Source organism: Acetobacter fallax, from assembly GCF_011516735.1.
GTDB classification, from domain to species: Bacteria; Pseudomonadota; Alphaproteobacteria; order Acetobacterales; family Acetobacteraceae; genus Acetobacter; species Acetobacter fallax.
This window is the reverse complement of record NZ_WOSX01000006.1, coordinates 45,093-69,658: the sequence shown is the minus strand read 5'-3', so window position 1 is coordinate 69,658 and position 24,566 is coordinate 45,093. Positions and strand designations below refer to the sequence as shown.

20 protein-coding genes and 2 tRNA genes are annotated in these 24,566 nt (G+C 59.0%); 5 read left to right on the top strand and 17 right to left on the bottom strand.

Annotated features, from left to right (window positions below):
* From nuoG to GOB85_RS05105, 15 genes are all read right to left on the bottom strand, one after another.
* Nucleotides 1-2,037: an NADH-quinone oxidoreductase subunit NuoG gene (gene nuoG, locus GOB85_RS05175; RefSeq protein ID WP_173576566.1), complete on the bottom strand. Its 2,037-nt coding sequence runs from the start codon at nucleotides 2,035-2,037 to the stop codon at nucleotides 1-3.
* Nucleotides 2,038-2,042: 5 nt separating this feature from the next.
* Nucleotides 2,043-3,377 carry an NADH-quinone oxidoreductase subunit NuoF gene (nuoF, locus tag GOB85_RS05170; protein ID WP_173576567.1) on the bottom strand — a complete coding sequence of 445 codons (1,335 nt, stop codon included), beginning with the start codon at nucleotides 3,375-3,377 and terminating at the stop codon, nucleotides 2,043-2,045.
* A 12-nt stretch (nucleotides 3,378-3,389) separates the two neighbouring features.
* Nucleotides 3,390-4,031 (bottom strand): complex I 24 kDa subunit family protein, encoded by a 642-nt coding sequence (locus GOB85_RS05165; protein ID WP_173576568.1) that lies wholly within the window; start codon nucleotides 4,029-4,031, stop codon nucleotides 3,390-3,392.
* Nucleotides 4,028-5,305 carry an NADH-quinone oxidoreductase subunit D gene (locus tag GOB85_RS05160; RefSeq protein ID WP_173576569.1) on the bottom strand — a complete coding sequence of 426 codons (1,278 nt, stop codon included), beginning with the start codon at nucleotides 5,303-5,305 and terminating at the stop codon, nucleotides 4,028-4,030. Before GOB85_RS05160 ends, GOB85_RS05165 begins: the two co-directional genes overlap by 4 nt.
* An 11-nt stretch (nucleotides 5,306-5,316) precedes the next feature.
* Nucleotides 5,317-5,952, bottom strand: coding sequence for an NADH-quinone oxidoreductase subunit C (locus tag GOB85_RS05155; RefSeq protein WP_173576623.1), 636 nt, complete (start codon nucleotides 5,950-5,952; stop codon nucleotides 5,317-5,319).
* A 19-nt stretch (nucleotides 5,953-5,971) separates the two neighbouring features.
* Nucleotides 5,972-6,544 carry a NuoB/complex I 20 kDa subunit family protein gene (locus GOB85_RS05150; protein WP_173576570.1) on the bottom strand — a complete coding sequence of 191 codons (573 nt, stop codon included), beginning with the start codon at nucleotides 6,542-6,544 and terminating at the stop codon, nucleotides 5,972-5,974.
* A 46-nt stretch (nucleotides 6,545-6,590) separates the two neighbouring features.
* A complete protein-coding gene (locus GOB85_RS05145; protein ID WP_173576624.1) occupies nucleotides 6,591-6,956 on the bottom strand; it encodes an NADH-quinone oxidoreductase subunit A in 366 nt (121 codons plus the stop codon).
* 505 nt (nucleotides 6,957-7,461) lie between these two features.
* Nucleotides 7,462-7,536, bottom strand: a tRNA-Val gene (locus GOB85_RS05140).
* A gap of 181 nt (nucleotides 7,537-7,717) precedes the next feature.
* Complete coding sequence (locus GOB85_RS05135; protein WP_173576571.1) at nucleotides 7,718-8,002, bottom strand: HU family DNA-binding protein; 285 nt, start codon at nucleotides 8,000-8,002, stop codon at nucleotides 7,718-7,720.
* A 152-nt stretch (nucleotides 8,003-8,154) separates the two neighbouring features.
* Nucleotides 8,155-10,665 (bottom strand): endopeptidase La, encoded by a 2,511-nt coding sequence (gene lon, locus GOB85_RS05130; RefSeq protein ID WP_173576572.1) that lies wholly within the window; start codon nucleotides 10,663-10,665, stop codon nucleotides 8,155-8,157.
* Between the two features lie 238 nt (nucleotides 10,666-10,903).
* A complete protein-coding gene (clpX, locus tag GOB85_RS05125) occupies nucleotides 10,904-12,169 on the bottom strand; it encodes an ATP-dependent Clp protease ATP-binding subunit ClpX (protein WP_173576573.1) in 1,266 nt (421 codons plus the stop codon).
* A gap of 141 nt (nucleotides 12,170-12,310) precedes the next feature.
* Nucleotides 12,311-12,949 carry an ATP-dependent Clp protease proteolytic subunit gene (locus tag GOB85_RS05120; protein WP_173576625.1) on the bottom strand — a complete coding sequence of 213 codons (639 nt, stop codon included), beginning with the start codon at nucleotides 12,947-12,949 and terminating at the stop codon, nucleotides 12,311-12,313.
* Nucleotides 12,950-13,209: 260 nt separating this feature from the next.
* Entirely contained in the window at nucleotides 13,210-14,541 is a 1,332-nt protein-coding gene (gene tig, locus GOB85_RS05115; RefSeq protein ID WP_173576574.1) for a trigger factor, read from the bottom strand.
* Between the two features lie 124 nt (nucleotides 14,542-14,665).
* Nucleotides 14,666-14,750: transfer RNA gene (locus GOB85_RS05110), tRNA-Leu, on the bottom strand.
* 121 nt (nucleotides 14,751-14,871) lie between these two features.
* A complete protein-coding gene (locus GOB85_RS05105; protein ID WP_173576575.1) occupies nucleotides 14,872-16,305 on the bottom strand; it encodes an NAD(P)H-hydrate dehydratase in 1,434 nt (477 codons plus the stop codon).
* 191 nt (nucleotides 16,306-16,496) lie between these two features.
* On the opposite strand from GOB85_RS05105, the gene GOB85_RS05100 reads away from it, so the two are divergent.
* From GOB85_RS05100 to GOB85_RS05090, 3 genes are all read left to right on the top strand, one after another.
* Nucleotides 16,497-16,946, top strand: a complete 450-nt coding sequence (locus GOB85_RS05100; RefSeq protein ID WP_173576576.1) for a hypothetical protein — start codon at nucleotides 16,497-16,499, stop codon at nucleotides 16,944-16,946.
* 789 nt (nucleotides 16,947-17,735) lie between these two features.
* On the top strand, nucleotides 17,736-19,343 hold the full coding sequence (locus GOB85_RS05095) for a DEAD/DEAH box helicase (protein ID WP_173576626.1): 1,608 nt from the start codon (nucleotides 17,736-17,738) through the stop codon (nucleotides 19,341-19,343).
* Complete coding sequence (locus GOB85_RS05090; protein ID WP_173576577.1) at nucleotides 19,327-20,673, top strand: class I SAM-dependent RNA methyltransferase; 1,347 nt, start codon at nucleotides 19,327-19,329, stop codon at nucleotides 20,671-20,673. Before GOB85_RS05095 ends, GOB85_RS05090 begins: the two co-directional genes overlap by 17 nt.
* Nucleotides 20,674-20,735: 62 nt before the next feature.
* Here GOB85_RS05090 and GOB85_RS05085 read toward each other — a convergent pair whose 3' ends face one another.
* The gene (locus GOB85_RS05085) at nucleotides 20,736-21,404 is read right to left on the bottom strand and encodes an endonuclease/exonuclease/phosphatase family protein (protein WP_408737038.1); all 669 of its coding nucleotides are present in this window, start codon (nucleotides 21,402-21,404) and stop codon (nucleotides 20,736-20,738) included.
* 38 nt (nucleotides 21,405-21,442) lie between these two features.
* A complete protein-coding gene (locus GOB85_RS05080) occupies nucleotides 21,443-22,510 on the bottom strand; it encodes an AI-2E family transporter (protein ID WP_173576578.1) in 1,068 nt (355 codons plus the stop codon).
* A 267-nt stretch (nucleotides 22,511-22,777) separates the two neighbouring features.
* Between GOB85_RS05080 and GOB85_RS05075 the strand changes: the two genes are divergently transcribed.
* Together GOB85_RS05075 and GOB85_RS05070 are read left to right on the top strand one after the other, a co-directional pair.
* A complete protein-coding gene (locus GOB85_RS05075; protein WP_173576579.1) occupies nucleotides 22,778-23,650 on the top strand; it encodes a helix-turn-helix domain-containing protein in 873 nt (290 codons plus the stop codon).
* A 49-nt stretch (nucleotides 23,651-23,699) separates the two neighbouring features.
* Entirely contained in the window at nucleotides 23,700-24,554 is an 855-nt protein-coding gene (locus GOB85_RS05070) for a rhodanese-like domain-containing protein (RefSeq protein WP_173576580.1), read from the top strand.
* The last annotated feature ends 12 nt before the right edge of the window (nucleotides 24,555-24,566 follow it).

The window sequence follows — 24,566 nt, the reverse complement described above, 5'->3', positions numbered from 1 at the left end:
CTACTCCGCCGCTACAGCCGTGCGTGGCGCATGAACACGCGCACACTCAATCATCGTCGGACTCGCCCGGCTGATCGGATTTGTCAGGTAATATCCCTGTGTGAGCGGCACGAACGGACGCGCATTGAGCCCGCCCTGACCGCCTGCGGCCTCACTCTGCCCTGGCACGGCGTTCGCACCGAGGTGCAGATGCTCACGCAGGGCCTCCAGTGTGTCATAAGGCAGCGTGTGCCCGAGGACTTCGGAAAGCGCACGCAGAATACGCCAGTCCTCGCGGGCTTCGCCTGGCGGGAACACCGCCTGAAAGCCTCGCTGCACCCGCCCTTCCGTGTTCACCCAGGTTCCGGATTTCTCGGTGTAGGCCGCGCCCGGCAGGATCACATCCGCCCGCGCGGCTCCGGCATCACCATGATGTCCCTGATAGATCACAAATGTCTCAGGACCGATCGCATGGACCGGGAACTCGTCGGCGCCCAGCAGCCATAGCACATCGACTCCGCCGCTCAGCATTCCGCGAACGCTGCGTCCGCCCTGCCGGGGCAGGAAACCGAGATCCAGCGCGGCGACGCGGGAAGCGGCTGTATGCAGAATGTTCAGACCGTTCCATCCTTCGGCAACCGCTCCCACGCTCTCCGCCAGCCGGGCACACAGCGCGAGCACGTCTCCGGCATCTTCGCGGACCAGCGCTTCCTGACCGATAATGATCATCGGCTTTTTCGCGGTCTTCAGAATCTCTGTGAAAGCATGAGAGCCACCGACGAGATCATGAAGTGTCTCCGGGCCGGCTCCGAGATTTTCATAAGCCCAGGTGGGGTCGGCACCGACGTCCCCGATCACGCCGATCGGGAAACCACCGCGCCCCGTCGAAAGATAACGTTTGCGGATGCGGGCATTGAGCACAGGTGCGTCGTGCCGGGGGTTTGCTCCGATCACCAGCAGCGCATCCGCTTCGTCAATGCCGGCAATGCCGCTTGCGAACACATAGCGCGACCTGTCGGACGTATCATACTGTGCGCCATCCTGACGGCAATCGAGATTGGGCGATCCGAGTGCCAGCATCAGATCGCGCAGCGCCATGATGCTCTCCGCTTCGCAGAGATCCCCAACAATTGCGCCGATGCGTGAACCTGGCACGCCGTCGAGCCGCCGCGCGATCGCGACAAAGGCATCCTGCCAGGAGACTGGCTGCAACTTTCCATGCACCCGGACCCAGGGACGATCGAGCCTGCGACGTTTCAGGCCGTCAACAGAGAAGCGACCTTTATCGGACAGCCATTCTTCGTTGACGTCGTCATTAACGCGCGGAACGATCCGCTTGACCTCGCCACCCCGCACCTGAATCTGAATGTTGGTTCCAACGGCATCCATCACGTCGATGGCGTCGGTTTTCTTCATCTCCCAGGGCCGTGCCTGAAACGCTCCGGGCTTTGAGGTCAGCGCGCCTACCGGGCAGATATCGATCAGGTTGCCGGAAAGCTCCGAGGTCAGTGCCTTCTCGACATAGGTGGTGATTTCCATGTTCTCACCGCGTGAGACCGCGCCAAGTTCGGGCGTGCCGGCGATCTCCGTGCAGAAGCGGACGCAACGGGTGCACTGAATGCACCGTGTCATCACCGTCTTGACCAGCGGTCCGAGATTCTTGTCGGTGACAGCCCGCTTTTCCTCGTGATAGCGGGAAATGCCCGAGCCGTAGCCATAAGCCTGATCCTGAAGATCGCACTCACCACCCTGATCGCAGATCGGGCAGTCGAGCGGATGGTTGATCAGCAGGAACTCCATCACCGCCCGCCGCGCCTTCCGGACGACTTCCGTGTCTGTCTTAATCTGCATTCCTTCAGCGACCGGGAAACCACAGGACGCCACGGGCTTTGGCGCCCGCACGACTTCCACGAGACACATGCGGCAGTTGCCGGCAACCGACAGACGCTCGTGGAAGCAGAAACGCGGAATTTCCTTACCTGCCGCCTCGCACGCCTGAAGCGCGGAGGAGCCGGCAGGAACATTAACCGGAATACCGTCGACGATCACGTTGACCATCAGCCTTACTCCGCCGCCAGAGTGACAACCGGCGTGCCGGCAGGCACCTGAACCTGCACGCCACCGCCATGTAATCGCTTATAGGTCTGAATCCGCTCTTCCATGAGCGGCCGGAAGTGACGGATCAGCCCCTGAATCGGCCAGGCTGCCGCATCACCCAGAGCACAGATCGTATGGCCTTCCACCTGGCGCGTAACCTGCTCAAGCATATCGATTTCCTCGATTTCTGCGCGCCCTTCGACCATGCGGTTCATCACCCGCATCATCCAGCCAGTGCCTTCACGACATGGCGTGCACTGTCCGCAACTCTCATGTTTGAAAAACTTCGAGAAGCGGGCAATGGCCTGTATGATGTCGGTGGATTTATCCATCACGATCATGCAGGCCGTACCCAGCCCGGATCGTTCGGCCCGCAGGCTGTCATAATCCATCAGGACGGTCTCGCAGATGTCTTTCGGCAGCAAAGGCACCGAGCACCCGCCGGGGATCACGGCGAGAAGGTTATCCCATCCGCCCCTGACACCGCCGCCATGTTTCTCAATGATTTCTTTCAGCGGAACGCCAAGCTCTTCCTCGAACACACAGGGTGTATTTACATGCCCGGAAATCGCCATGAGCTTGGACCCGGCATTGTTCGGGCGCCCCAGTCCGGAAAACCACGCGCCACCGCGCCGCAGGATCGTCGAGGCCACAGCAATGCTCTCGACATTATTGACCGTCGTCGGGCAGCCATACAGACCCGCACCCGCAGGGAAGGGCGGCTTCATGCGCGGCTGCCCTTTCTTGCCCTCAAGGCTTTCCAGCAGGGCTGTTTCTTCGCCGCAGATATATGCGCCGGCACCGCGATGAATATAAAAATCGAAATCCCACCCGGTCCCGGCGGCATTTTTTCCGATCAGACCGGCTTCGTAGGCTTCATCGACAGCGATCTGCAGATGGCGGGCCTCATTATAAAACTCGCCACGGACGTAGATGTAGGCTGCATGAGCGCCCATCGCGAATGACGCAATCAGCGCACTCTCGATCAGCTTATGCGGTTCGTGCCGGAGGATTTCTCGATCCTTGCAGGTTCCTGGCTCTGATTCATCACCATTGATGACGAGATAACGTGGGAGTGGGCCTTCACCTTTCGGCATGAAGGACCATTTCAGCCCGGTCGGAAATCCGGCTCCGCCTCGTCCGCGCAGACCGGAAGCCTTCATTTCCGCGACGATCCCGTCACGGCCTTTCTCAAGGATCGCTTTCGTATCATTCCAGTCGCCGCGCGCACGGGCTCCGGCAAGATGCCAGTCATTCTGGCCGTAGAGATTGGTGAATATCCGGTCTTTATCGCTCAGCATCGCCGCTCTCCCTCACCCCTGCCCCGAACCGGAGTCTTCGTGAGCCGTCTCCAGCAATACTTTCCGCCCACCTGCCGGCGCCGACGTCATCCGGTCGATCGTCGGTCCCGGCTCAGGCCGTTCTCCGCGACGAAGAGCTTCGATCAGCGCTTCCGTACGCGGACCATCGAGATCTTCGTAGTAATCGTCATCAACCTGAAGAATGGGGGCGTTAGAACACGCGCCGAGACACTCCACTTCGCTCAGGGTGAACAACCCGTCATCGCTGGTGTCACCAAAATGCTTTACGCCCGCAGCCTTCTTACAGGCGCTCACCACATCATCCGATCCGCGCAGCCAGCAGGACGTCGTGGTGCAGACCTGGAGGTGATAGCGGCCGATCGGCTTTGTATTGAACATGAAATAGAATGTTGCGACTTCGTAGACCCGGATCGGCGCGATCTCCAGCCGTTCCGCAATCCGGTCCATCGCCACAACCGGCACCCAGGCACTCCCCGTCTGCCGTCCCATCTGCTTCTGCGCGACATAGAGCAGAGGAAGCGATCCGCTGGCTTTCCGCTCAGGCGGATACTTCACGAGAATTTTTGCAATCTCGGCTTCGCTGATCTCGTCAAATGCGAAGTGATCAGGCTGCTCGCGATTCACGTCGCTCATCTGTCCACTTCTCCAAACACCAGATCCAGCGATCCGATAATCGCGACCGTATCCGCCAGCATTGACCGCCGCGACATCTCGTCAATCGCCTGCAGATGCGAGAAACCTGTCGGCCTGATCTTGCAGCGATAAGGTCTGTTACTGCCATCCGCCACGAGATACACCCCGAACTCGCCCTTCGGCGTCTCCACTGCGGTGTATGTCGCACCGGGCGGCACATGATACCCCTCGGTAAACAACTTGAAGTGATGGATCAGTGCTTCCATCGACCGCTTCATGACGGCACGGGGCGGGGCGGAGAATTTCGGATCCTGAATTTTGATCGGACCCGGTTTAATCTTCTCCAGTCCTTGTCTGATGATTTTTACACTCTCGCGCAGTTCCGCGACCCGGATGAGATAACGATCATAGCAGTCGCCATGCCGCGCAACCGGCACGTTGAACGTGACCTGGTCGTAATTATCATAAGGCTGCGAGCGCCGGAGATCCCACGGCACACCCGAACCGCGAAGACAGGGGCCACTGAAACCCCAGGCCAGCGCCTGCTCGCTTGTGAAAACACCAATTCCGACCGTGCGCTGTTTCCAGATGCGGTTTTCCGTCAGCAGGCTTTCCAGGTCATCGATCCAGGACGGGAATTCCTCAGCCCAGTTCGCGATCCGCTCTTCCAGACCTGCCGGAAGATCACGCGCCACGCCACCAGGGCGGAAATAATTGGCATGGAATCGTGCCCCGGACGCGGCTTCATGAAACTCGATGAGTTTCTCACGTTCCTCGTATCCCCACAGTGCCGGCGTCACGGCACCGCAATCCAGCCCCATGGCCGTCAGATTGAGAATATGATTCAGAATTCGTGTGATCTCCGCAAAGATAACGCGAATCCACTTCGCGCGGTCCGGCGCCTCGATCCCCAGCAGCTTTTCCGTCGCCAGCGCGAAGGCATGTTCCTCACACATCGGTGAGACGTAATCGAGACGATCAAAATACGGCAACGCTTTCTGATACGTCTTATGCTCAATCAGCTTTTCCGTACCACGATGCAGCAAGCCGATATGTGGCACCGCGCGGGCGACGACCTCACCTTCCATCTCCAGCACAAGCCGGAGCACGCCATGCGCGGAGGGATGTTGCGGACCGAAATTCAGTGCATGACTGTCGATCTCAACCGTCCGCCGCTCAACCTCGTCGGCAAGCTCTTCCGGCATAAGGGATTGCGGCAGGACGCCCTCTCCAGGAAATTCGGAGTCAGGATCCTGTCTGGTGGCCTGCGTCATGAGAGCTCCTGTCACTTCAGCTTCTGCATGATCTGACGCAACTCATGCGCCCGCTCATCGCCCGGGAGAGTCAGAACGCCTTCCCACGGAGAAACAAAATCGAAATCCCGGAAATCCTGTGTCAGCGACACGGGTTCGCGCACAATCTGTCGCCGCTCCGGGTCGTAACGGACCTCGACATAACCGGTGAGCGGAAAGTCCTTGCGCAGCGGATGTCCCTCAAATCCATAATCCGTCAGAATCCGGCGCAGGTCAGGTTGTCCGGAGAACAGCACGCCAAGGAGGTCATAACACTCGCGCTCCCACCAGGTCGCACAGGGCCAGAGCGTATGCACTGATGGCACGGGCGTCAGTTCGTCCGTCGTGACGATTACTCTGATCCGGTGATTATGGCTGACCGAGAGCAGATTACAGACAACATCAAACCGCTCTTCGCGCTGCGGGAAATCCACCCCGCAAAGATCCATCAGCTGCTCGCATCGAAAACGCGGATCGTCACGCAGCAGCAGCATGAGCGGAATCAGACGATCGCGATGCGTGCGCACCACGAGTTCGCCGCCTTCAAGTGCTGCGGAGGAGACCCCTGGAAGTGAGGTGGACAGCACAAATGCAAGATGCGGCAGGCTTGAAGACGCCGGAGCGCCCACGCTGACCGGAGCTGGATCGTCAACCACGCAGAATCGTCCCTGTCCGACGGATTTTCTTTTGCAGCAGCATGATGCCGTAGATCAGCGCCTCGGCTGTAGGCGGGCATCCGGGCACATAGACATCGACCGGCACCACGCGGTCACAGCCCCGCACGACAGAATAGGAGTAGTGATAATAGCCGCCGCCATTCGCGCAGGAGCCCATCGAAATCACCCAGCGCGGTTCGGCCATCTGGTCGTAAACGCGTCGCAGAGCGGGAGCCATCTTGTTGGTCAGCGTACCGGCAACGATCATCACATCCGACTGACGCGGCGAACCGCGCGGGATGATTCCCATCCGGTCAAGATCGTAACGCGGCATATAGGCGTGGATCATCTCCACCGCACAACATGCCAGACCAAAGGACATCGGCCAGAGGCTTCCGGTCCGTCCCCAGTTCACCAGCTTGTCGAGACTGGCGACAACAAAGCCTTTTTCGCTGATTTCTCCGGTAATTCCACGGACAATCGCATCCTGTTCGGGACCGGGAGGAACCATATCCCGATTCCAGACAACATTTTCTGTCGACCCGCCTGCACTGTCACTGCTCATTGCGCGCACCTCTCATTACTCTCAGGCCGAAAGCCGGACAGCCCCATCAATCCCAGTCAAGCGCGCCCTTACGCCACTCATAAAGAAACCCGATACCCAGCACGCCAAGAAAGGCCATCATTGAAAAGAAGCCGAAAGCGCCGATCCGCGAGAGACTGATCGCCCATGGGAACAGGAAAGCGACCTCAAGATCGAAAATAATGAACAGGATCGACACGAGGTAAAAACGGACATCGAAGCGACGCCGCGCGTCATCGAAGGCCTCGAAACCGCATTCATAGGCTGAAAGTTTCTCGGCATATGGTTTCTGATGGCCGCAGATCAGGGATGCACCCAGCATAGCGCCGGCGATCACCACGGACAGCACGCCAAAAATCAGAACGGGAAGGTAATCATTGATGACCGAATGCAAGACCGCCCCCATATCCCAGTTTCCTGTCACGCAGGCGTTTCCTTGCGGTGTCCGCTGCCGTGACGACAGGCTGAAACTATGCCCGGTGGCGTTGCGTGGCCAGAGCCCAACCCGCCGATATCAGGAACTTTCCCGTGAACCCGGCGCCAGCGGCATAGATTGCGGAGGCTAATCGGCCAACACAAATTCGAGACCGTGTTTTACACAGAGCAGAACAGCCGGAGGAGGTGGGAGCCAGGACAGTTACGGGACAATGAAATTTTCAGGAAAGCTGACGGCGTAGCTTTAAAACTGCGGCAATTACACAGGACGAAAATCCGGACATCATACATTTGTGCAAATAGTCCGGCTGCATTCAGATTTTTTCAGAATATTACCAGAAGCTGGACCTGATACAGCTTTATTCCGGAAAACAAATAACTCTTACAGATCTCTGACAAGATGATCTGCCACCATTGTCCAGACAAAACTCTGCAGGGTGACCAGTCTCCTCATGGGAACTGGCTGGTGGGCGATGACGGGATCGAACCGCCGACCCTCTCGGTGTAAACGAGACGCTCTACCGCTGAGCTAATCGCCCCTGCCGCTGCTTAACCATAATCGGAGCGATCAATCAACCACTCCTGAACCGAACAGGATAACCGGCCGGAACTCTTTCTGCTTTCCGTTCCATTAAGGACCGGGGAATGGGATCAGATCTCTGTACAAAAAAACGGGCAAGGCAGAAACCTGCCTTGCCCGTCCGCGCGTGAGAGCGTCAATCAGCTCACAGCGTCTTTCAGTGTTTTGCCAGGCTTGAACCGGACAGAGGTCGACGCAGGAATGTCAATCTCTTCGCCTGTGCGCGGGTTACGGCCTTTTGTTGCCTTACGGTTAGCCGTAACGAACGAACCAAATCCAACGAGACGAACTTCCTGCTTCTGCTTCAGGGCCTTCTCGATTGCAGCGAAAACGGCATCAACCACTTCGCCAGCTTTCGCTTTCGGCAGGTCAACTTCATCAGCGATGATCGTGACGAGTTCCTGCTTGTTAAGCGGCTTATCCATATATACGCCTTTCTCTGTTCAGGTCCTTGTCGCAACCTGACGTCGCGACGGACATTCCGGGGCGCACTATGAAGCCGTTTTCCGCCACGTCAACTGGCTCAGCGCACCGGAAGAAGGCAAATTTTCCTTCTCCCGGCGAGCATCGCCGCAGATCAGTGCGCGACGGCAATTGCGGCACCAGGTGCTGCAATCCTGGCCACCACCTCGGACTCATCCTCCCACTCAATCGGCACCGGAACCCTGACGAGCGCCCGGTCAATCACCTCATCGACATGAGAAACCGGAATAAGTTCGAGATGTTTCTTCACGGCATCTGGCAGCTCGGCCAGATCCTTCTCGTTGTCCTTTGGCAGAAAGACCGTTTTGATCCCGGCCCGCAGTGCAGCCAGAAGTTTTTCCTTGAGGCCGCCAATGGGCAACACACGGCCGCGAAGGGTGATTTCACCCGTCATGGCCACATCATGCCGCACCGGAATCCCGGTCATTATGCTTACCAGCGATGTCGCCATCGCAATGCCTGCTGACGGACCATCCTTCGGAGTCGCCCCCTCCGGCACATGTACGTGGATATCCCGCTTCTCGAACAGCGTCGGTTTGATCCCGAAATGGGTTGCCCGGCTGCGGACATAGGACAGGGCGGCTGACACGCTTTCCTGCATCACGTCACCCAGCTTGCCGGTCTGTTTGACCGCACCTTTACCGGGCACCATCACACTCTCAATCGTCAGGATTTCTCCTCCGACCTCGGTCCAGGCCAGGCCGGTTACGACACCGACCATATCCACAGCTTCAGTCTCGCCATGCGCGAAGCGCTTGACCCCGGCAAATTTGCCAAGGTTTTTCATAGTGATTGCGACCTTCTTCGCCTTGCCGGTCACAATCTCTTTCACGACCTTGCGGGCCAGATTCGCGATCTCACGCTCCAGACTACGAACGCCCGCCTCACGCGTGTAAGAGCGGATCAGCTCCATGAGCGCATCGTCAGAGATGGACCACTCATCCGGCTTCAGATTATGGGTCTCGCTCTGCTTGGCGATCAGATGGCGCCGGGCGATGTTCAGCTTTTCCTCTTCGGTGTAGCCGGAGAGGCGGATGATCTCCATGCGATCCAGCAGAGGCTGGGGCATGTTGAGACTGTTGGCCGTGGTCACGAACATCACGTCCGAAAGATCGTAATCGACCTCCAGATAATGATCAGAGAATGTCGCATTCTGCTCCGGGTCCAGCACCTCAAGCAGCGCCGATGCCGGATCACCACGCCAGTCCGCACCGAGCTTGTCGATTTCATCCAGAAGGAAGAGCGGGTTCGAGACCTTCGCCTTCTTCATCCCCTGAATGATCTTCCCTGGCATCGACCCTATATAGGTCCGCCGGTGTCCGCGAATCTCGGATTCATCACGCACGCCGCCAAGCGACATCCGCACATAATGACGACCTGTCGCCTTCGCGATCGACTTTGCCAGCGTGGTCTTACCCACGCCCGGTGGCCCGACGAGACACAGAATCGGCCCCTTCAGTTTCTGTGACCGGCTCTGCACTGCCAGATATTCAAGGATACGCTCCTTGACCTTCTCCAGCGCGTAGTGATCCTCATCCAGGATCTGCTCGGCTTCAACCAGATCGTTTCTGACTTTTGTCCGCTTCTTCCAGGGAACGCCAAGCAGCCAGTCGAGGTAGTTCCGCACCACCGTCGATTCAGCCGACATCGGGCTCATTGCGCGCAGCTTTTTCAGCTCGCCCATGGCCTTCTCGCGGGCTTCTTTGCTCAGCTTCGTTTTGGCGATTTTTTCTTCAAGCTCGGCGGTTTCATCCTTACCGTCCTCGCCTTCACCCAGTTCCTTCTGGATCGCCTTGAGCTGCTCGTTCAGATAATACTCGCGCTGTGTCTTCTCCATCTGCCGCTTCACGCGGTTGCGGATGCGCTTTTCGACCTGAAGGACGCCAATTTCAGCTTCCATATGAGCAAGGATTTTCTCGAGCTGCTTCGTGACGGACGGCAGTTCAAGAATATCCTGTTTCTCGGAAATCTTCAGGTTCAGATGGCTGGCCACCGTATCGGCAAGCTTGGACAGATCGCTGATCTGATTCAGCGACACCATCACTTCGGCCGCGATCTTCTTGTTCAGCTTGATATACTGTTCAAACTGACCGACGACCGCGCGGGCAAGAGCCTCGGTTTCCTCGCTCGCGGCAGTTTCCTCAATGATCGGCTCGATATCCGCCTCGAAGTGGCCATCCACTTCCAGCAGTTTCGTCACGCGGGCCCGGCGAGTGCCCTCTACCAGCACTTTTACTGTTCCGTCAGGGAGCTTGAGAAGCTGGAGAATCGTCGAAATGGTGCCAAAGCGATAAACATCGTCCGGCCCGGGATCGTCCTGCGCGGCATCTTTCTGCGCCAGCAACAAAATATGCTTGTCGTCTTTAGTAACCGACTCCAACGCCCGGACGGATTTCTCGCGGCCCACGAAGAGCGGCACGATCATGTGCGGGAACACAACGATATCGCGAAGCGGCAGAACGGCCACGCGATCCGGGTGTAACACTTCAGAGACGGCAGGTGTTTCCTCAGAATTCGCTGTCTCCACAGGCGTTACCGCCGGTACAGCTTCAGCCTCTTTAACGCGCTTGCGCCGCGGAGCCGGAGTTTTCTTCTTTTCTGTCATGCTAACGGCGACCTCCTGAAGGGACGATCCTGCGATATGCGCCCGATAACGGCACGCCTACCGCGAACCTGCCTGTAGAGCAGACGCAGCCCGGAACTGACGCAGGACGTCACGCTCAGAACTCGCGTATGATGATTAATATCGGGATGATTTTCGGCCCCGCAAGAGCCGCTCACGCGCATGCGAGAGAGTTCCGGAGAACACTCCCGATGCTGTTCGCCGGGGCGCGTGCGGTTCCTCAGGCGGACTGCTCCGCCTGCACTTCTTTCGCCTTGCCATAGACATAGACAGGCGATGCCTTGCCTTCGGCCACTTCCTTGTTGACCACAACTTCGTCAACATTATCGAGACCAGGCAGATCAAACATCGTGGAGAGCAGAATGCTTTCCATAATCGATCTCAGGCCGCGGGCACCGGTCTTGCGCTCGATGGCCCGATGCGAGATCGCCTTCAGCGCATCATCGGTGAAGGTCAGTTTGACGCCTTCGATCTGGAACAGTTTGGCATACTGCTTCACCAGCGCATTTTTTGGTTCAGAAAGAATCTGCACCAGCGCCGCTTCATCCAGATCATCAAGCGTCGCCACGACCGGCAGACGTCCGATAAATTCAGGAATAAGACCGAATTTCATCAGATCTTCCGGCTCAACACCGCGCAGAACAGCGCCGGTCCGACGATCTTCCGGCGACTGAACGTCTGCCCCGAAACCGATCCCCGATCCCTTGCCGCGCGCGGAAATGATCTTGTCCAGCCCGGCAAAGGCACCACCGCAGATGAAGAGCATGTTGGTCGTATCGACCTGAAGGAATTCCTGCTGCGGATGTTTGCGACCACCCTGCGGCGGAACGGACGCGACCGTCCCTTCCATGAGCTTCAGAAGAGCCTGCTGCACGCCTTCGCCACTGACGTCCCGCGTAATCGACGGATTGTCCGATTTGCGCGAAATCTTGTCGATTTCATCGATGTAGACGATGCCACGCTGGGCCCGCTCGACATTGTAGTCCGCTGCCTGGAGAAGCTTCAGGATGATGTTTTCAACATCCTCACCGACATAACCGGCTTCGGTCAGAGTGGTCGCATCAGCCATGGTGAACGGCACGTCAATAATCCGCGCCAGGGTTTGAGCCAGCAGGGTTTTACCTGTGCCGGTTGGCCCGATCAGCAGAATATTCGACTTCGCGATCTCGACGTCGTTATTCTTCTGGGCATAGGCCAGACGCTTATAATGGTTATGGACCGCGACAGCGAGCACCTTCTTGGCGTCATACTGCCCGATGACATAATCATTCAGGACGTTACAGATTTCCCTTGGCGTCGGCACGCCGTCACGGGATTTCACCATTGTCGTCTTGTGCTCTTCACGGATGATATCCATGCAGAGTTCAACGCACTCGTCACAGATGAAAACCGTTGGACCCGCAATAAGCTTGCGGACCTCATGCTGCGACTTCCCGCAGAACGAGCAATAAAGCGTGTTCTTGGAATCGCCGGACTTCGCGTTCATCTGCCGTCCCCTGACCTTGCCCTGAACGGGCCTTCCGGCATCGTGCCGGACAATTTAAAAACCGTAGCCATACCGGAAGCCATCATCAAGCCACAGCCGGACTCCGCGATACGGGCAGCCCTGCGGCCGCGCATCACGTTCTTATGACTTCTCCGGAACCTGAGCCGCGTGATTTTTGATGACCTCATCAACGATACCAAACGATTTAGCCTCCTCAGCCGACATATAGGAGTCACGCTCAAGCTTCTGCTCGATGTCCTCCAGCGACTGTCCGGTATGCTCCCGGTAGATCTCGTTCAGCCGCTGACGGATCGTCAGAATTTCTTTCGCCTGAATCTCGATGTCACTAGCCTGTCCCTGCGCGCCACCTGAAGGCTGATGCACCATCACGCGTGCGTTTGGCAGCGCATAACGATGTCCGGCAGCCCCACCGGCGAGCAGCAGCGACCCCATCGAAGCCGCCTGACCGATACAGACCGTGCTGACCGGGCTGCGGATATATTGCATAGTGTCATAGATCGCGAGCCCCGCGGACACGACGCCACCCGGACTGTTGATATAGAACGAAATTTCTTTCGTCGGGTTCACGCTCTCCAGATAAAGAAGCTGCGCCGAAATTACTGACGCCACCTGATCGTAAACAGGTCCCGTCAGAAAGATGATGCGCTCCTGCAGAAGACGCGAATAGATATCGAACGCGCGCTCACCCCGGGACGTCTGCTCCACCACCATGGGCACAAGCGCATTATTGTAAATCTCGACAGGGTTCGAATCCCACATCACATCATTCCCGACTTCTATGCGCCGCATTCCATTCCGGATCCCGAGTCGAAGCCCTTACGCTTCGCCGTCAGATCCGTTCCGGAAGAAGGCCCGTTCAGCTTAAGATAGAGATAAACAGGACCGGCGCCACCCCGTCCGGCGAAAATCACCTCACCTGCTCCGTATCCGGCTGAGCATTGTACAAAAACATGCGGCACTTTTCTCCCCGAAAAAGAGAAAAGTGCCGCATATCCGACTCTCAGAAATGGCGCCAGAAATCAGACGCTGGCCGGAGGCATGTCAGCCAGCTCTTCCGGCGTCACTTCCTTGTCTTCAACTTTCGCCAGCTCGATCAGATAATCGACAACCTTGTTCTCGAAGATCGGACCGCGCAGGGACTCGGCAGCCTGCGGATTCTTCATGAAGAAGTCGAATGCCGCCTGCTCCTGACCACGATACCGCATCGCTTCCGAGCGGATGGCACGTGCCATCTCGTCAGGCGTCACGGTGATTCCCTTCACGCGACCGATATCAGCCAGCAGAAGACCGAGCTTCACGCGACGCTCGGCGATCTTCCGGTAGTCGGCTTTCAGGGTCTCTTCGTCTTTATCCTTGTCTTCATCATCGAGCTCACCAGCCTTGCGGTCAGCCTCGACACGGGCCCAGATCTGCTCGAACTCGGCCTCGACCATGCTTTCCGGTGCCGGGAAGCTGGTCTTCTTCGCCAGTTCGTCAAGGAGATCACGCTTGATCCGCAGACGGGACAGCTGCTCGTATTCGTCAGCAACCTGCTTTGTGATCACTTCGCGGATTTTATCGAGATTCTCGAAGCCGATCTTCTTTGCCAGATCATCATCGACAGCCACGTCAACCGGGCGCTTCAGGCCCTTCGCGGTGATATCGAACGTGGCGACCTGACCGGCCAGCTCCGCTGCGCTGTAATCTTCCGGGAAAGTCACGCTGATCTGGCGCTCTTCACCTGGCTTCATGCCTTCGAGCTGCTCAGCGAAGCCGGGAATGAACCCTTCGCCACCGATCTCGACATTCACATCCTGCGCCGTGCCGCCATCAAACGGCACACCGTCACGCTTGCCGACGAAATCGACAACCACGACGTCGCCGCTCTCAGCAGCGCGCTCTTCCTCAATATCAGCGAACTCGCGCTGACGCTTTGCGATATCGTTCAGAGCCTTATCGACCGTCGCCGCATCCGGCGTTGCCTTAAGACGAACAAGCGACAGGTCGGACAGGTCCGGTTCCGCGATCTCAGGCAGAACTTCCATGTCGACCTTAAACTCAAGATCACCCTTGCCGTCGCCACCTGAGACCAGGTCAACCTTCGGCTGCTGTGCGGGACGAAGGCCACGCTCCTGCAGCAGGTCACGCACGCCGTCGGACACGGCCTGCTCAAGCACCTCGCCTTTAACGGACGCGCCGAAACGCTGACGCACGATCGCCAGCGGCACTTTGCCAGGACGGAACCCGGGAAGATTGGCCGAACGACCAACTTCCTGGAGACGAGCCGTCTCTTTGCTCTCGAGTTCGGTCGACGGAACGACCACGGTGAAGGCGCGCTTCAGGCCCTCGGAAAGCGTCTCAGTAACCTGCATGTGCCCAGGCCATCCTCTCGTACGAACTCAGTCAACAGAACAAAATACGGCCCGACTGGCCGCAGAAAAATAAATTTCGGCAAAACGGATCGGGATGCTGCCGCCGCCACCGGCGCCGAGCCGCTGGTACGGGCGGAGGGACTTGAACCCCCACAGCTTACGCCACCAGAACCTAAATCTGGCGTGTCTACCAATTCCACCACGCCCGCGTGGCATCGCAGCGCACCCCTGTCGCCGAAGGCGCTCGCATTACCGCAGACTGCCGGTCTCGGCAAGGTCAGCCATCCGTTGCAACCTGACAGGACCGGGCCCTTACAGCCGAAATAAAGTTCAGATCACGCCCTGCCGCGCCGTTGCGGCGTCCCGCGCCGCTCCGAGATGCGCGTCGAGGTCCTCCGCGATCAGCCAGTCACCCGCCCGCTGACCAGCATCACCATGCAGCCACACACCGGCACAGGCAGCCTCCCAGTGGTCCATGCCAGCGGCGAGTAATGCTCCGATGACACCCGAAAGCGTATCACCCGACCCGGCTGTCCCGAGAGCAGACGTTGCATGCGTGTTCAGCGCCGCCCTTCCGTCAGGCGCCGCGATAATCGTCGTTGCGCCTTTCAGCACGACCACGGCGCCTGTTTTTGCCGCCGCAGCACGCGCAGCGGCGAGATGGTCGTCTCCGGGAGCCCCGAAAACCCGTTTGAATTCACCGGCATGAGGCGTGACAACCGCAACACCACGCAACCGCTCAGGCTGCCCCTCGGCCCAGGAAAACGCACCGGCGTCCGCCAGAACGCACCGGCCGGCGGACAGCAGTTCTGGCAGCATGTCTCCCACCTCTTCCGGCAACAGACCCGGACCGCAGATCCAGACTTTGCGGCGCTCATCTTTCAGCAACTCGTCAAGCGGAGCGTCATCGATGATCAGGCCCGGCTCATTCATGCGGAAAATTGCCGCCGCCTTCCCGGCCGCGATCCGGACCAGACCGGCCCCGGCCCGACGCGCGGCTGTTGCGGCCATTCTTGCCGCACCGGGCATCGCTTCACCGGCTCCGAGACTCACGACGCCGCGACTGTATTTCTGCGCCTCAATTCCGGGAACCGGCAGCTTCCATAAGCCCGGTTCGTTCTGCCATGTGCACACATCCACACTCTCAAGCACCGCAGCCGGGATCGCGATATCCCGCACCTCGAACGCGCCGGCATACTCCCGTCCGGGCAACAGCAGATGACCGGGTTTCGCCCGAAAGAATGTGACAGTGAGATCTGCCCTGCGCGCATATCCCCGGATCTGCCCGGTTTCGCCATCGATTCCCGACGGTATATCGATGGCGACGACGCGCCTGGCTGCCGCCAGCACGGTGGAAACGGGCTCCCCCACATCCCGGCTCAGTCCTGCTCCGAAAACCGCATCAATCACAAGGTCGGCCCTGGCTGCTTCTTCTGGTAAAAAGGCGACACGGGGACCACGAAACCGCTCAGCGACAGCTGCCGCATCAGAACCGGGACGCGGCGTTACCAGCGCGGCCACGGACACAGGCCAGCCGGTTTCCGCGAGATGGCGCGCTGCGACGTAGCCGTCACCTCCATTATTCCCGGGACCACACAGCACCAGAACCCGGCAGGGCGCTGTGAACCGGCGGATTGCCCGGGCAACAGCGCGTCCTGCATTTTCCATCAGGACCGCAACCGGCACTGTTGCAGAAGCAATGTGATCGATCCTGCCCATCTCTTCCGGAGACGGCAGAGCGAGCAGATTCCGCTTATCCAGCATGCGACACTCCTTATATCCTGACTGAATCTGATCCTGACGTCTCAACGCAGCATGACGCCCTGCGCACACAGAAACACCCGGCACCGGTAACGGAGACATGTTATCCGGCGATAGCAGGTGCTTGCGTTCATCTGCCGAATTGGCGATCAAGCCGGACAACGTTTTTCGTCGCCACGCCGCCTGGAGTCATCATGCCTCACATTCTCTGGAGTCTCGTCCTGGCCTTCCATATCGCAGGGATGGCGATCTGGGTTGGCGGCGCGACCTATGCCGCACTGATCCTGCGACCCAGCCTCACTTTGCTCGACAAAGCGCAGCGCAGCGCCGTTCATCTGCTGACTCTCAAGAAATTTCTCCGCGTCATCTGGCATGTGATGCCGATCGTGCTCATCACTGGCTGGCTCATGATTATTCACGAGGGCGGGTTTGCCGTGGTGCCCTGGACAACCAACGCCATGCAGCTTCTCGGCCTCATCATGGCAGGGCTGTTCCTCCGCGTGTTCTATGGCCCCTATCAGAAGGCCAGACGTGCCATCCGGCCGCAGCCGGCGACATTCGACTCCATTCGGACTCTTATTCTTGGTGTCGCCGCCTGCGGTATTCTGACTATCCTCTGTGCCTCGCTCGGACACGGATTCTGAGGCGGATCACTTTGCCCGTTCGGCTGTCTTCCCGATTTTCATGAAACAGCATCCGAATCCCTGTCGGCTTCTTGATTTTTCGATCAGGACAGCCTACCGACGGGCACCGGGTTTTCAGCCCGCGTTTCAGCGCGCCTTCCGTTTTCAGGTTCCAGCCCGTTACAGGCGCCAGACCAACGCCTTTGTGCGACCGACAAGTTTGAGAGCGATTTGAGCCCCAAAACGACTGATTCATCCGAAAAAAAGCCGCGGAAAGCCGCAGCGCGTCCGCGCGTCCGCAAAACAGCCCCTGCTGAAGCCGTCACGACGGAAGTAGCGGCGGCCGGAGACGCTGCGACTGAAGAGACCCGGAAAAAACCGGCTGCCACGCCACGGAAGCGCGCTGGCGTCAGCGCTGCTGCCTCCGCGACTGCCTCGCGGAAAAAAACGGCAACGGTGAAGGCTGCTGACATCGCCACACCGGAGCCGGAAGCGATCGTACCGGTCAAAGCGGCCCCTCCCCGGAAAGCGGCGGCGAAAAAGGCTGCGCCGAAAGCCCGTGCGACGAAAAGCACGCCCGCTAAAACAGAGATTGTGGCCGTCACTGAAGACAATGCGCCGGTAGACAATGCACCGGTCGCCACGCCTGAGAGGGCTAAGCCTGCGCCAGCTCCGAAGCGGAAACCCGCTGCTGCCGGAAGCAAAACAGCAAAACCGGCAAGCCCGAAGCCTCGTGTGCGAAAAAAGGCTGCCGAGCCGGAACTGCAACTCACTGAGCCCGTCGATGAGCCTGTAAACCCGCACCCGGAAATGCCGGACGCGCACCCGCTCCATGTTACCGGGGCGCTCGACGTCTCTGCGGAAGAGGCGCCTGTCGAATCTGTCGTGGTGGAAGAGGCGGGCGCTCCGGCGGCTGAACTGCCTGCGGCAAAAAACGACGATCCCGTCTTCGCTGATCTTGGCCTTTCCGAGCCGATCCTGCGCGCGATTTCAGAAATGGGATACGTCCATCCCACCCCGATTCAGGCTCAGGCGATTCCCGCCGTCCTGCGCGGACAGGATGTTCTGGGCGTCGCCCAGACCGGCACGGGCAAAACCGCATCGTTCACGCTGCCGATGCTCGAAATTCTGTCCGGTTCGCGGGCTCGCGCCCGGATGCCACGATCGCTCATCCTTGAGCCGACACGCGAACTCGCGCTGCAGGTCGCTGAGAATTTCGTTAACTATGGCAAGCACCTCAAGCTGAACCATGCGCTTCTGATCGGTGGCGAAAGCATGGCCGATCAGAAGGAGGTTCTGAATCGCGGCGTCGATGTACTGATCGCAACGCCAGGACGGCTGATCGATCTGTTCGAGCGCGGCGGCCTGCTCCTCAACCAGGCAAAGATTCTCGTCATCGACGAGGCCGACCGCATGCTCGATATGGGCTTTATCCCGGATATCGAACGGATTGTCGGGCTGCTGCCCAGAACACGCCAGACGCTGCTTTTCTCCGCCACGATGGCGCCGGAGATCAAACGCCTCGCCGACGCGTTTCTGGAGTCGCCCCGCGAAATCACGGTCAGCCGACCATCTACTGTGGCAACGACAATCGAAGCTGGTCTCGTCATCGTCGATGAGGACGACAAGCGCAGGATGCTTCGCCACCTGCTCCGGGCGGAAAATGTTCAGAGTGCCATCGTGTTCTGCAACCGCAAGCGTGACGTGGATGTTCTGCTGAAATCGCTTGTGAAACACGGTTTCAAAGCAGGTGCGCTGCATGGTGATCTGCCCCAGTCCGTTCGTTTTCGGACTCTGGAAAAATTCAAAGCCGGCGAGCTGAAAATCCTTGTCTGTTCCGATGTCGCGGCGCGCGGAATCGATATTGGTGGCCTGTCGCACGTTTTTAACTTCGATCTGCCGTTCCACGCCGAGGATTATGTTCATCGCATCGGGCGCACCGGGCGGGCCGGGCGGGAAGGTCGGGCTTACAGCCTGGCAACCCCGTATGAACGGAAATTTGCTGAAGCCATCGAATCCCTGACGGGGGCAACAATTCCGCGTCTGGAACTCGACGGCGTGAAGCAGCTGGACTGGTCCGAAGAGGAACGGGGAAAAGATGGTCGCGGCAAAAAGAAGCGCCGTGATGATCGTGGCCGGGAAAAGCCGGCCCCTGAACGGGCGCAGGAGCCTGTCGAGCCGGCACGCAAAGCTCAGGCAGCCGCCCCGACGCCCGCTCCGGAGGAAAAGAAACCCGAACGTGACTCCGGACGGCAGCAGGATCATCGCAGAGATCGTCGCCCGCGTGGCTCGGAGATTCCGGATGCATCGTCTGAGAGTGTGGTCGGATTTGGTAACGATATGCCGGCCTTCATGTCTCTGCCGCGTCGCGTTCCCGTTCACGTCGACAGCATGACCGGGGATGCGCCGGAAAGCTGAACGGGGCAGACGCCCGGCCCGGTCACGTCAGTCTGCTGACGCGACCGGAGCCGAAGCATCCCCGTCGCAACTCTTTGACGTCACGGGCCTGGGCGGCAGCGGCGACGGTCTGGCCCGGCCAGTTGATCCGTCAGACGGTGGCGACCTCGTCTTTATCCCGTTTACAGCGCCTGGTGACCGTGTGCTTGCTCGCCGGACTGGTCATGACCGGGCCGTCGCTGAGCAGATTATCGTGCCAGGTTCAGAGCGGGTTGAACCGCCCTGTTCCCTGTTCGGTCAGTGCGGCGGCTGCGCGCTCCAGCATCTGTCCACAACGTGGACACTTGACTGGAAAAAGGACCGTTTGCTGACCGGCCTGCGGAAGGCCGGCGTTTCCGATATCCCGTTTGTCCGGACCACTCAGACCGGGCCATATACACGCCGCAGGGCCGAACTGGCGCTCAGACGGAAACAGGGCACGATCATTATCGGCCTGCATCAGCGCGGTGGCGATCCTGTTGACCTGACCGAATGTCACCTGCTCCACCCCGCGCTGACCGCTTTGCTGCCTCCGTTACGGGAACTGCTCGCAAAGACGGCTCTGCTGAAGCGTGAGGGTGATCTTCTGATCAATCTGCTCGATTCGGGACCGGATCTGCTGTTCTCTTCGGACGCAAACCCCGGCACGGCGGATCGTTCCCGCTTCGCCACATTTGCTGTGCAGCACGCTATTCCACGCATTGCCTGGCGCCGGGCCGGCACGATTGATGTCCCCGAAATTCTGACGCAGATCGCTCCGACCCGTATCCGTTTTGGCGATACGGATGTGGAGCCACCACCGGGCGCTTTCCTGCAGGCCAGTCGGGATGGTGAAATCGCCATTCAGGCCGCAGTCATTGAGGCCCTGCCCCGTATTCCAGGAAAAAAAGCCCGTGTGATCGAACTTTATGCTGGCTGCGGCACACTGACCTTTCCCCTGGCGGAGCATATCCGTGTCGAAGCGTTTGAAGGTCATGCTGCTGCGGTCCGCTCGCTGCAACAGGCTTCAGCCGGCAAGCGCATTGCTGTCACACTCCGCGATCTGAATCGTCAGCCGGTGGAGGCCCGTGAGCTTGGCAGTGCTCTCGCGGTCATCATTGACCCGCCCCATAGCGGAGCCGGCATGCAGATGACGCAGATTCTGGACGGAAAGCCGGGTGTGCTCATTTATGTGAGCTGCAATCCAAAAATTCTCTTTCGGGACACGGTCTCATTGCTCGCCAAAGGCTATCGGCTCGACAGTATCGCTCTCATTGACCAGTTTCTCTGGTCTGCGGAGATTGAAACCGTTTGCCGGTTTTCCCGCAAATGATGTAAAGAAGCCAGTCGCTTCCACAGCAGGGCGAAGGACGGCTTCCGACACGAGCCAGGGCTTCAGCGCAGAGGTCCGGAGGTTCGCAACCACACCATGATCGGCTGGTGATCGGACGCGAAGACCGGCAATACGCTGGCCCGTTCGCAAGCCATGCCGCGCACCAGGCACCGGTCGATCCGGATCGGCACAAGATCCGCCATGCGATGGGTCGGCTCACGCGGGCCAACATCGGCAAATCCAGGCACCAGCGTAGGGCCGACAAGATTGAAATCGCCAAGGATCGCGGCATGCCCGGGCAATACGGCGGCAAGGCGACGCAGCTGCCGGCGATTCATAATCTGTCCGTGTGAGAGGTGCACGTTCGCCACAGTAAACGTGTCAAAATGCACGATCTGGGCAACGCGCCGCACCAGTGCACCGGACGGAATCACGCAGGCGCGGGGCTTACGCGCAAATGGAGTCAGACTCCAGCAGGCCGGTCCGTGAATCCGTCCCGGCAACGGTGTTCGCGCATAGTAGCCACCGACACGCCCGGCCAGCGCATCCATCCCGATGGTGGCTTCCTGCATCAGAAGCAGATCCGGTTTCTCACGATTGATCAGCTCGATCACATCGTCGATCTGAGCGCCAACACTGTGCAGCAGATTCCAGCTTACAATCTTAACCGCCGGAGCCGAGGCACCTGTAACGATGTCGGTTGCCTTCAATATGATCCGGGGTCTGCGCAGGACGCGAGGCAATAAACGGGAAGACTTTGAGCCGGTTTTCACTCTCCGCGTCCTCCGTCCACCGGCGCCAGAACAGAAACCTGCCCTGCGGCGAACTCCACTGTCAGCGTATAACCCACGGCCAGCAGCACCGGCCCGATAAAAATTCCCAGCCCGCCAAATTCCATGACGCCACCAATCACACCAATAAGTGTCAGCAGGTAAGGCAGCTGCGCACCGCGCGCAATGAACATGGGGCGAATGACGTGATCCGCTCCCGAAATCGCAATCACACCGTACAGCGCCAGTGCCAGACCGCGCCAGAGATGATGGGAAGCGACGAGCCAGACCGCCGCGGGAATCCACACCAGGGGCGCGCCGATCGGCAGCACGGAAAACAGAGAAGCGACCGCGCCAAACAGCACGGGTTCCGGAACACGGACGATGGCGAAACCGATGCCGGTCAGGATACCCTGGATAATGGCCGTGCCGAGCACGCCATAGACGGTGCCGCGCACTGTTCCGCCTATAATCCGCACCATGCGGTCCGCATGCCGGCCGGCCACACGCCGGATCAGGGCCACGAGTGTCCGGCCAAGAGAGTCACCACTCAGCCAGAAGAAAAACGCAATGAACAGCGCCATCACCAGGTGAAGTCCACCGCTTGCTGCCTGGACCAGCAGGGAGATCAGCGACTGGGCAATATCACCGGCATAGGGGCGCAGACTCTGTCCCAGGTGGCCGACATCGTTTGCCGCCTTTCCCCACAGACGTGCCAGATCTGCTCCGGCAAGCGGAACTTTCGTGACCCATTCAGGCACCGGAGGAAGACGAAGGCTCGGGAGCAGGGAATCCGTCACCATGCTGATCATCTGCGGCGCATCAGCAACACCCTTCGACGCGATGAGAACGACCGGCAGAAGAATACCGACTGAACATAGCACCGTCATGCAGACGGCGGCAGTTACCGGGCCGGCACGCCGCCTTAGCTGGCGTAAAATCGGCCAGGTCACAAATGTGAGGATACCCGCCCAGACAATTGCGGACAGAAACGGTGCCATAACGACCACGCACCCGTACGCAACCCCCAGGATCAGCAGTCCCGTTATGATGCGTTCGGTGTTCATGAGTTCCCTGACATCGCGCTTTGCACCCGAGTTTTCCCCGATGCCCGGAGCGGGGCCAGCCGCCGGGGCTCATGACTGTTACGCTTGTGCCGCATATGCCCGCGGCTGACCAGAGACGACACCTGCACAGGTATCGCGATCAGAAAAAGCAGAAAATCCAGAGCCTGAGCACAGATGATTCGTATTTGAGACACCTTTACAGAGGTGAGAATTAACGTATTATTGACGAAATTCACCTTTGTTTCGCCTTACGGAGAACGATCAGATATGGCAGCTGTGACTATGCGTCTCAGCGAGATCGGGCAGCAGCTCCGTGCTTTCCGTCTTGAATCAGGAATGCGTGCGGATGAAATTGCCGCCCGGCTCGGCGTATCGCGTGCCGCGCTCTATCGTTACGAGAAAGGCGAAGTCATCAAGCTGGACACAGTCCAGCGACTTGCTGAACTGCTGAAAGTCTCGCCTCTGACCCTGCTTGGGATCGGTGTAGAATATTACAGCCGGCCACTCAGTTTTTTCGAACGCACCCGACAGGTCGAGGAAGAAGCGGATCAGATTCTGCAGATTGCCGATCCGGTCGCTTATCTTGTTACGTCGCCGGAATATGATCAGCTTCTGTCACGCGCGATCAGCAGGCAGACCGAGGACAAGCGGCTCATGGAGCAGCATCTCGCCATTCTTACGGCGAGAAAAGAGTCTTATCGTGTCCGTCGTCCTACAATGATCACCATGCTTAATGAGCTGACGATTGAACGCTTTCTGACACGAGGTGTCGGTGAATCCATTCCGATGCCGGACGAACTCCGTGTTGAAGCGCGTCGTGTCGCGGCCCAGGAAATCGAAAATATCGTTGGGATGATTGAAGCTGAACCGATTGGTCTCCAGTTCAGTCTCCTGGCTGATGTCGACAGCACGACAAACTGTATGCTGATGCGCGGCAGAGAACGCATGATGCTCGCCATCAACCCGTTCCGCTGCGACACCAGCCCGGCGGCCACGACCGGCGTTTCACTTGTGACAAGCGCCCCGGAAGCCGTGAATGCGCATCAGCGCGTTATCGAGGCGCTCTGGCGGGAGTCTGTAAAAGGCCGGGACGCCGCTGAACGTCTTCGCAGCCTGCTTGCGCAGCACGCCATCCGGTGATTGACTCTCCTCCCGCCGTCCAGCCCGGACGCAGGGAGGAGACAGCATTGTGACCGGTCCGCTCATTTCCGCCAGAGACCTGATAGCCGCGCTGAAAGTGCGTGATATCGTCTTGCTCGACGCCACGGCAAAACTTCCCGGCGAACAAGCCGACCCGGAAAAGACGTTCGTCGCGACACGCCTGCCCGGAGCACGTCGCTTCGACATCGAAGCCTTTTCCGATCCGGAGAATCCGCTTCCCCATATGGTTCCCTCCGCGGCACGGTTCGCGCGGCTGGCCGGTCAGCTCGGCCTTACCCGGGACTCGGAAATCATCTTCTACGATCAGGGAAATATTGCATCATCCTGTCGTGCCTGGTGGCTCGTCCGGCTCTTTGGCCATGAGCGGGTGCATGTTCTTGACGGCGGCCTCCCTGCGTGGCTGGCAGCGGAAGGACAGATCGAAACCGGTGTTCCCGCACCACCAGCCGAAGCACAGTATGAAACACGCCTGAATGTGCGCTTTCTCAGAGGTCTGGGCGATATGCTCGCCCTCTGCGCCACGCCCGACGGAACCGTTATTCTTGATGCCCGCTCCCGTGCCCGGTTCGATGGAACGGCACCCGAACCACGTCCTGGCCTGTCATCCGGTCACATGCCAGGTGCGGCAAGCCTTCCCTTTGGCGAATTGCTGACAGAAGAGAGGTTTTTCCTGTCGGCTGACGCGCTGCGGCAGCGCTTTGCCGAGGCTGGTGCAAATGAAACAACGCCAATTGTCGCGACATGCGGTTCCGGGATGACAGCGTCAGCCATTGCATTCGCCACGGAAATCGCCGGGCTGGGAAGTGCCGCGCTCTATGATGGTTCCTGGGCCGAATGGGCCGCGACCCCGGGCGCTCCGATTGAAAAAACCACACCGGCGTAACGCCTGCGGAGA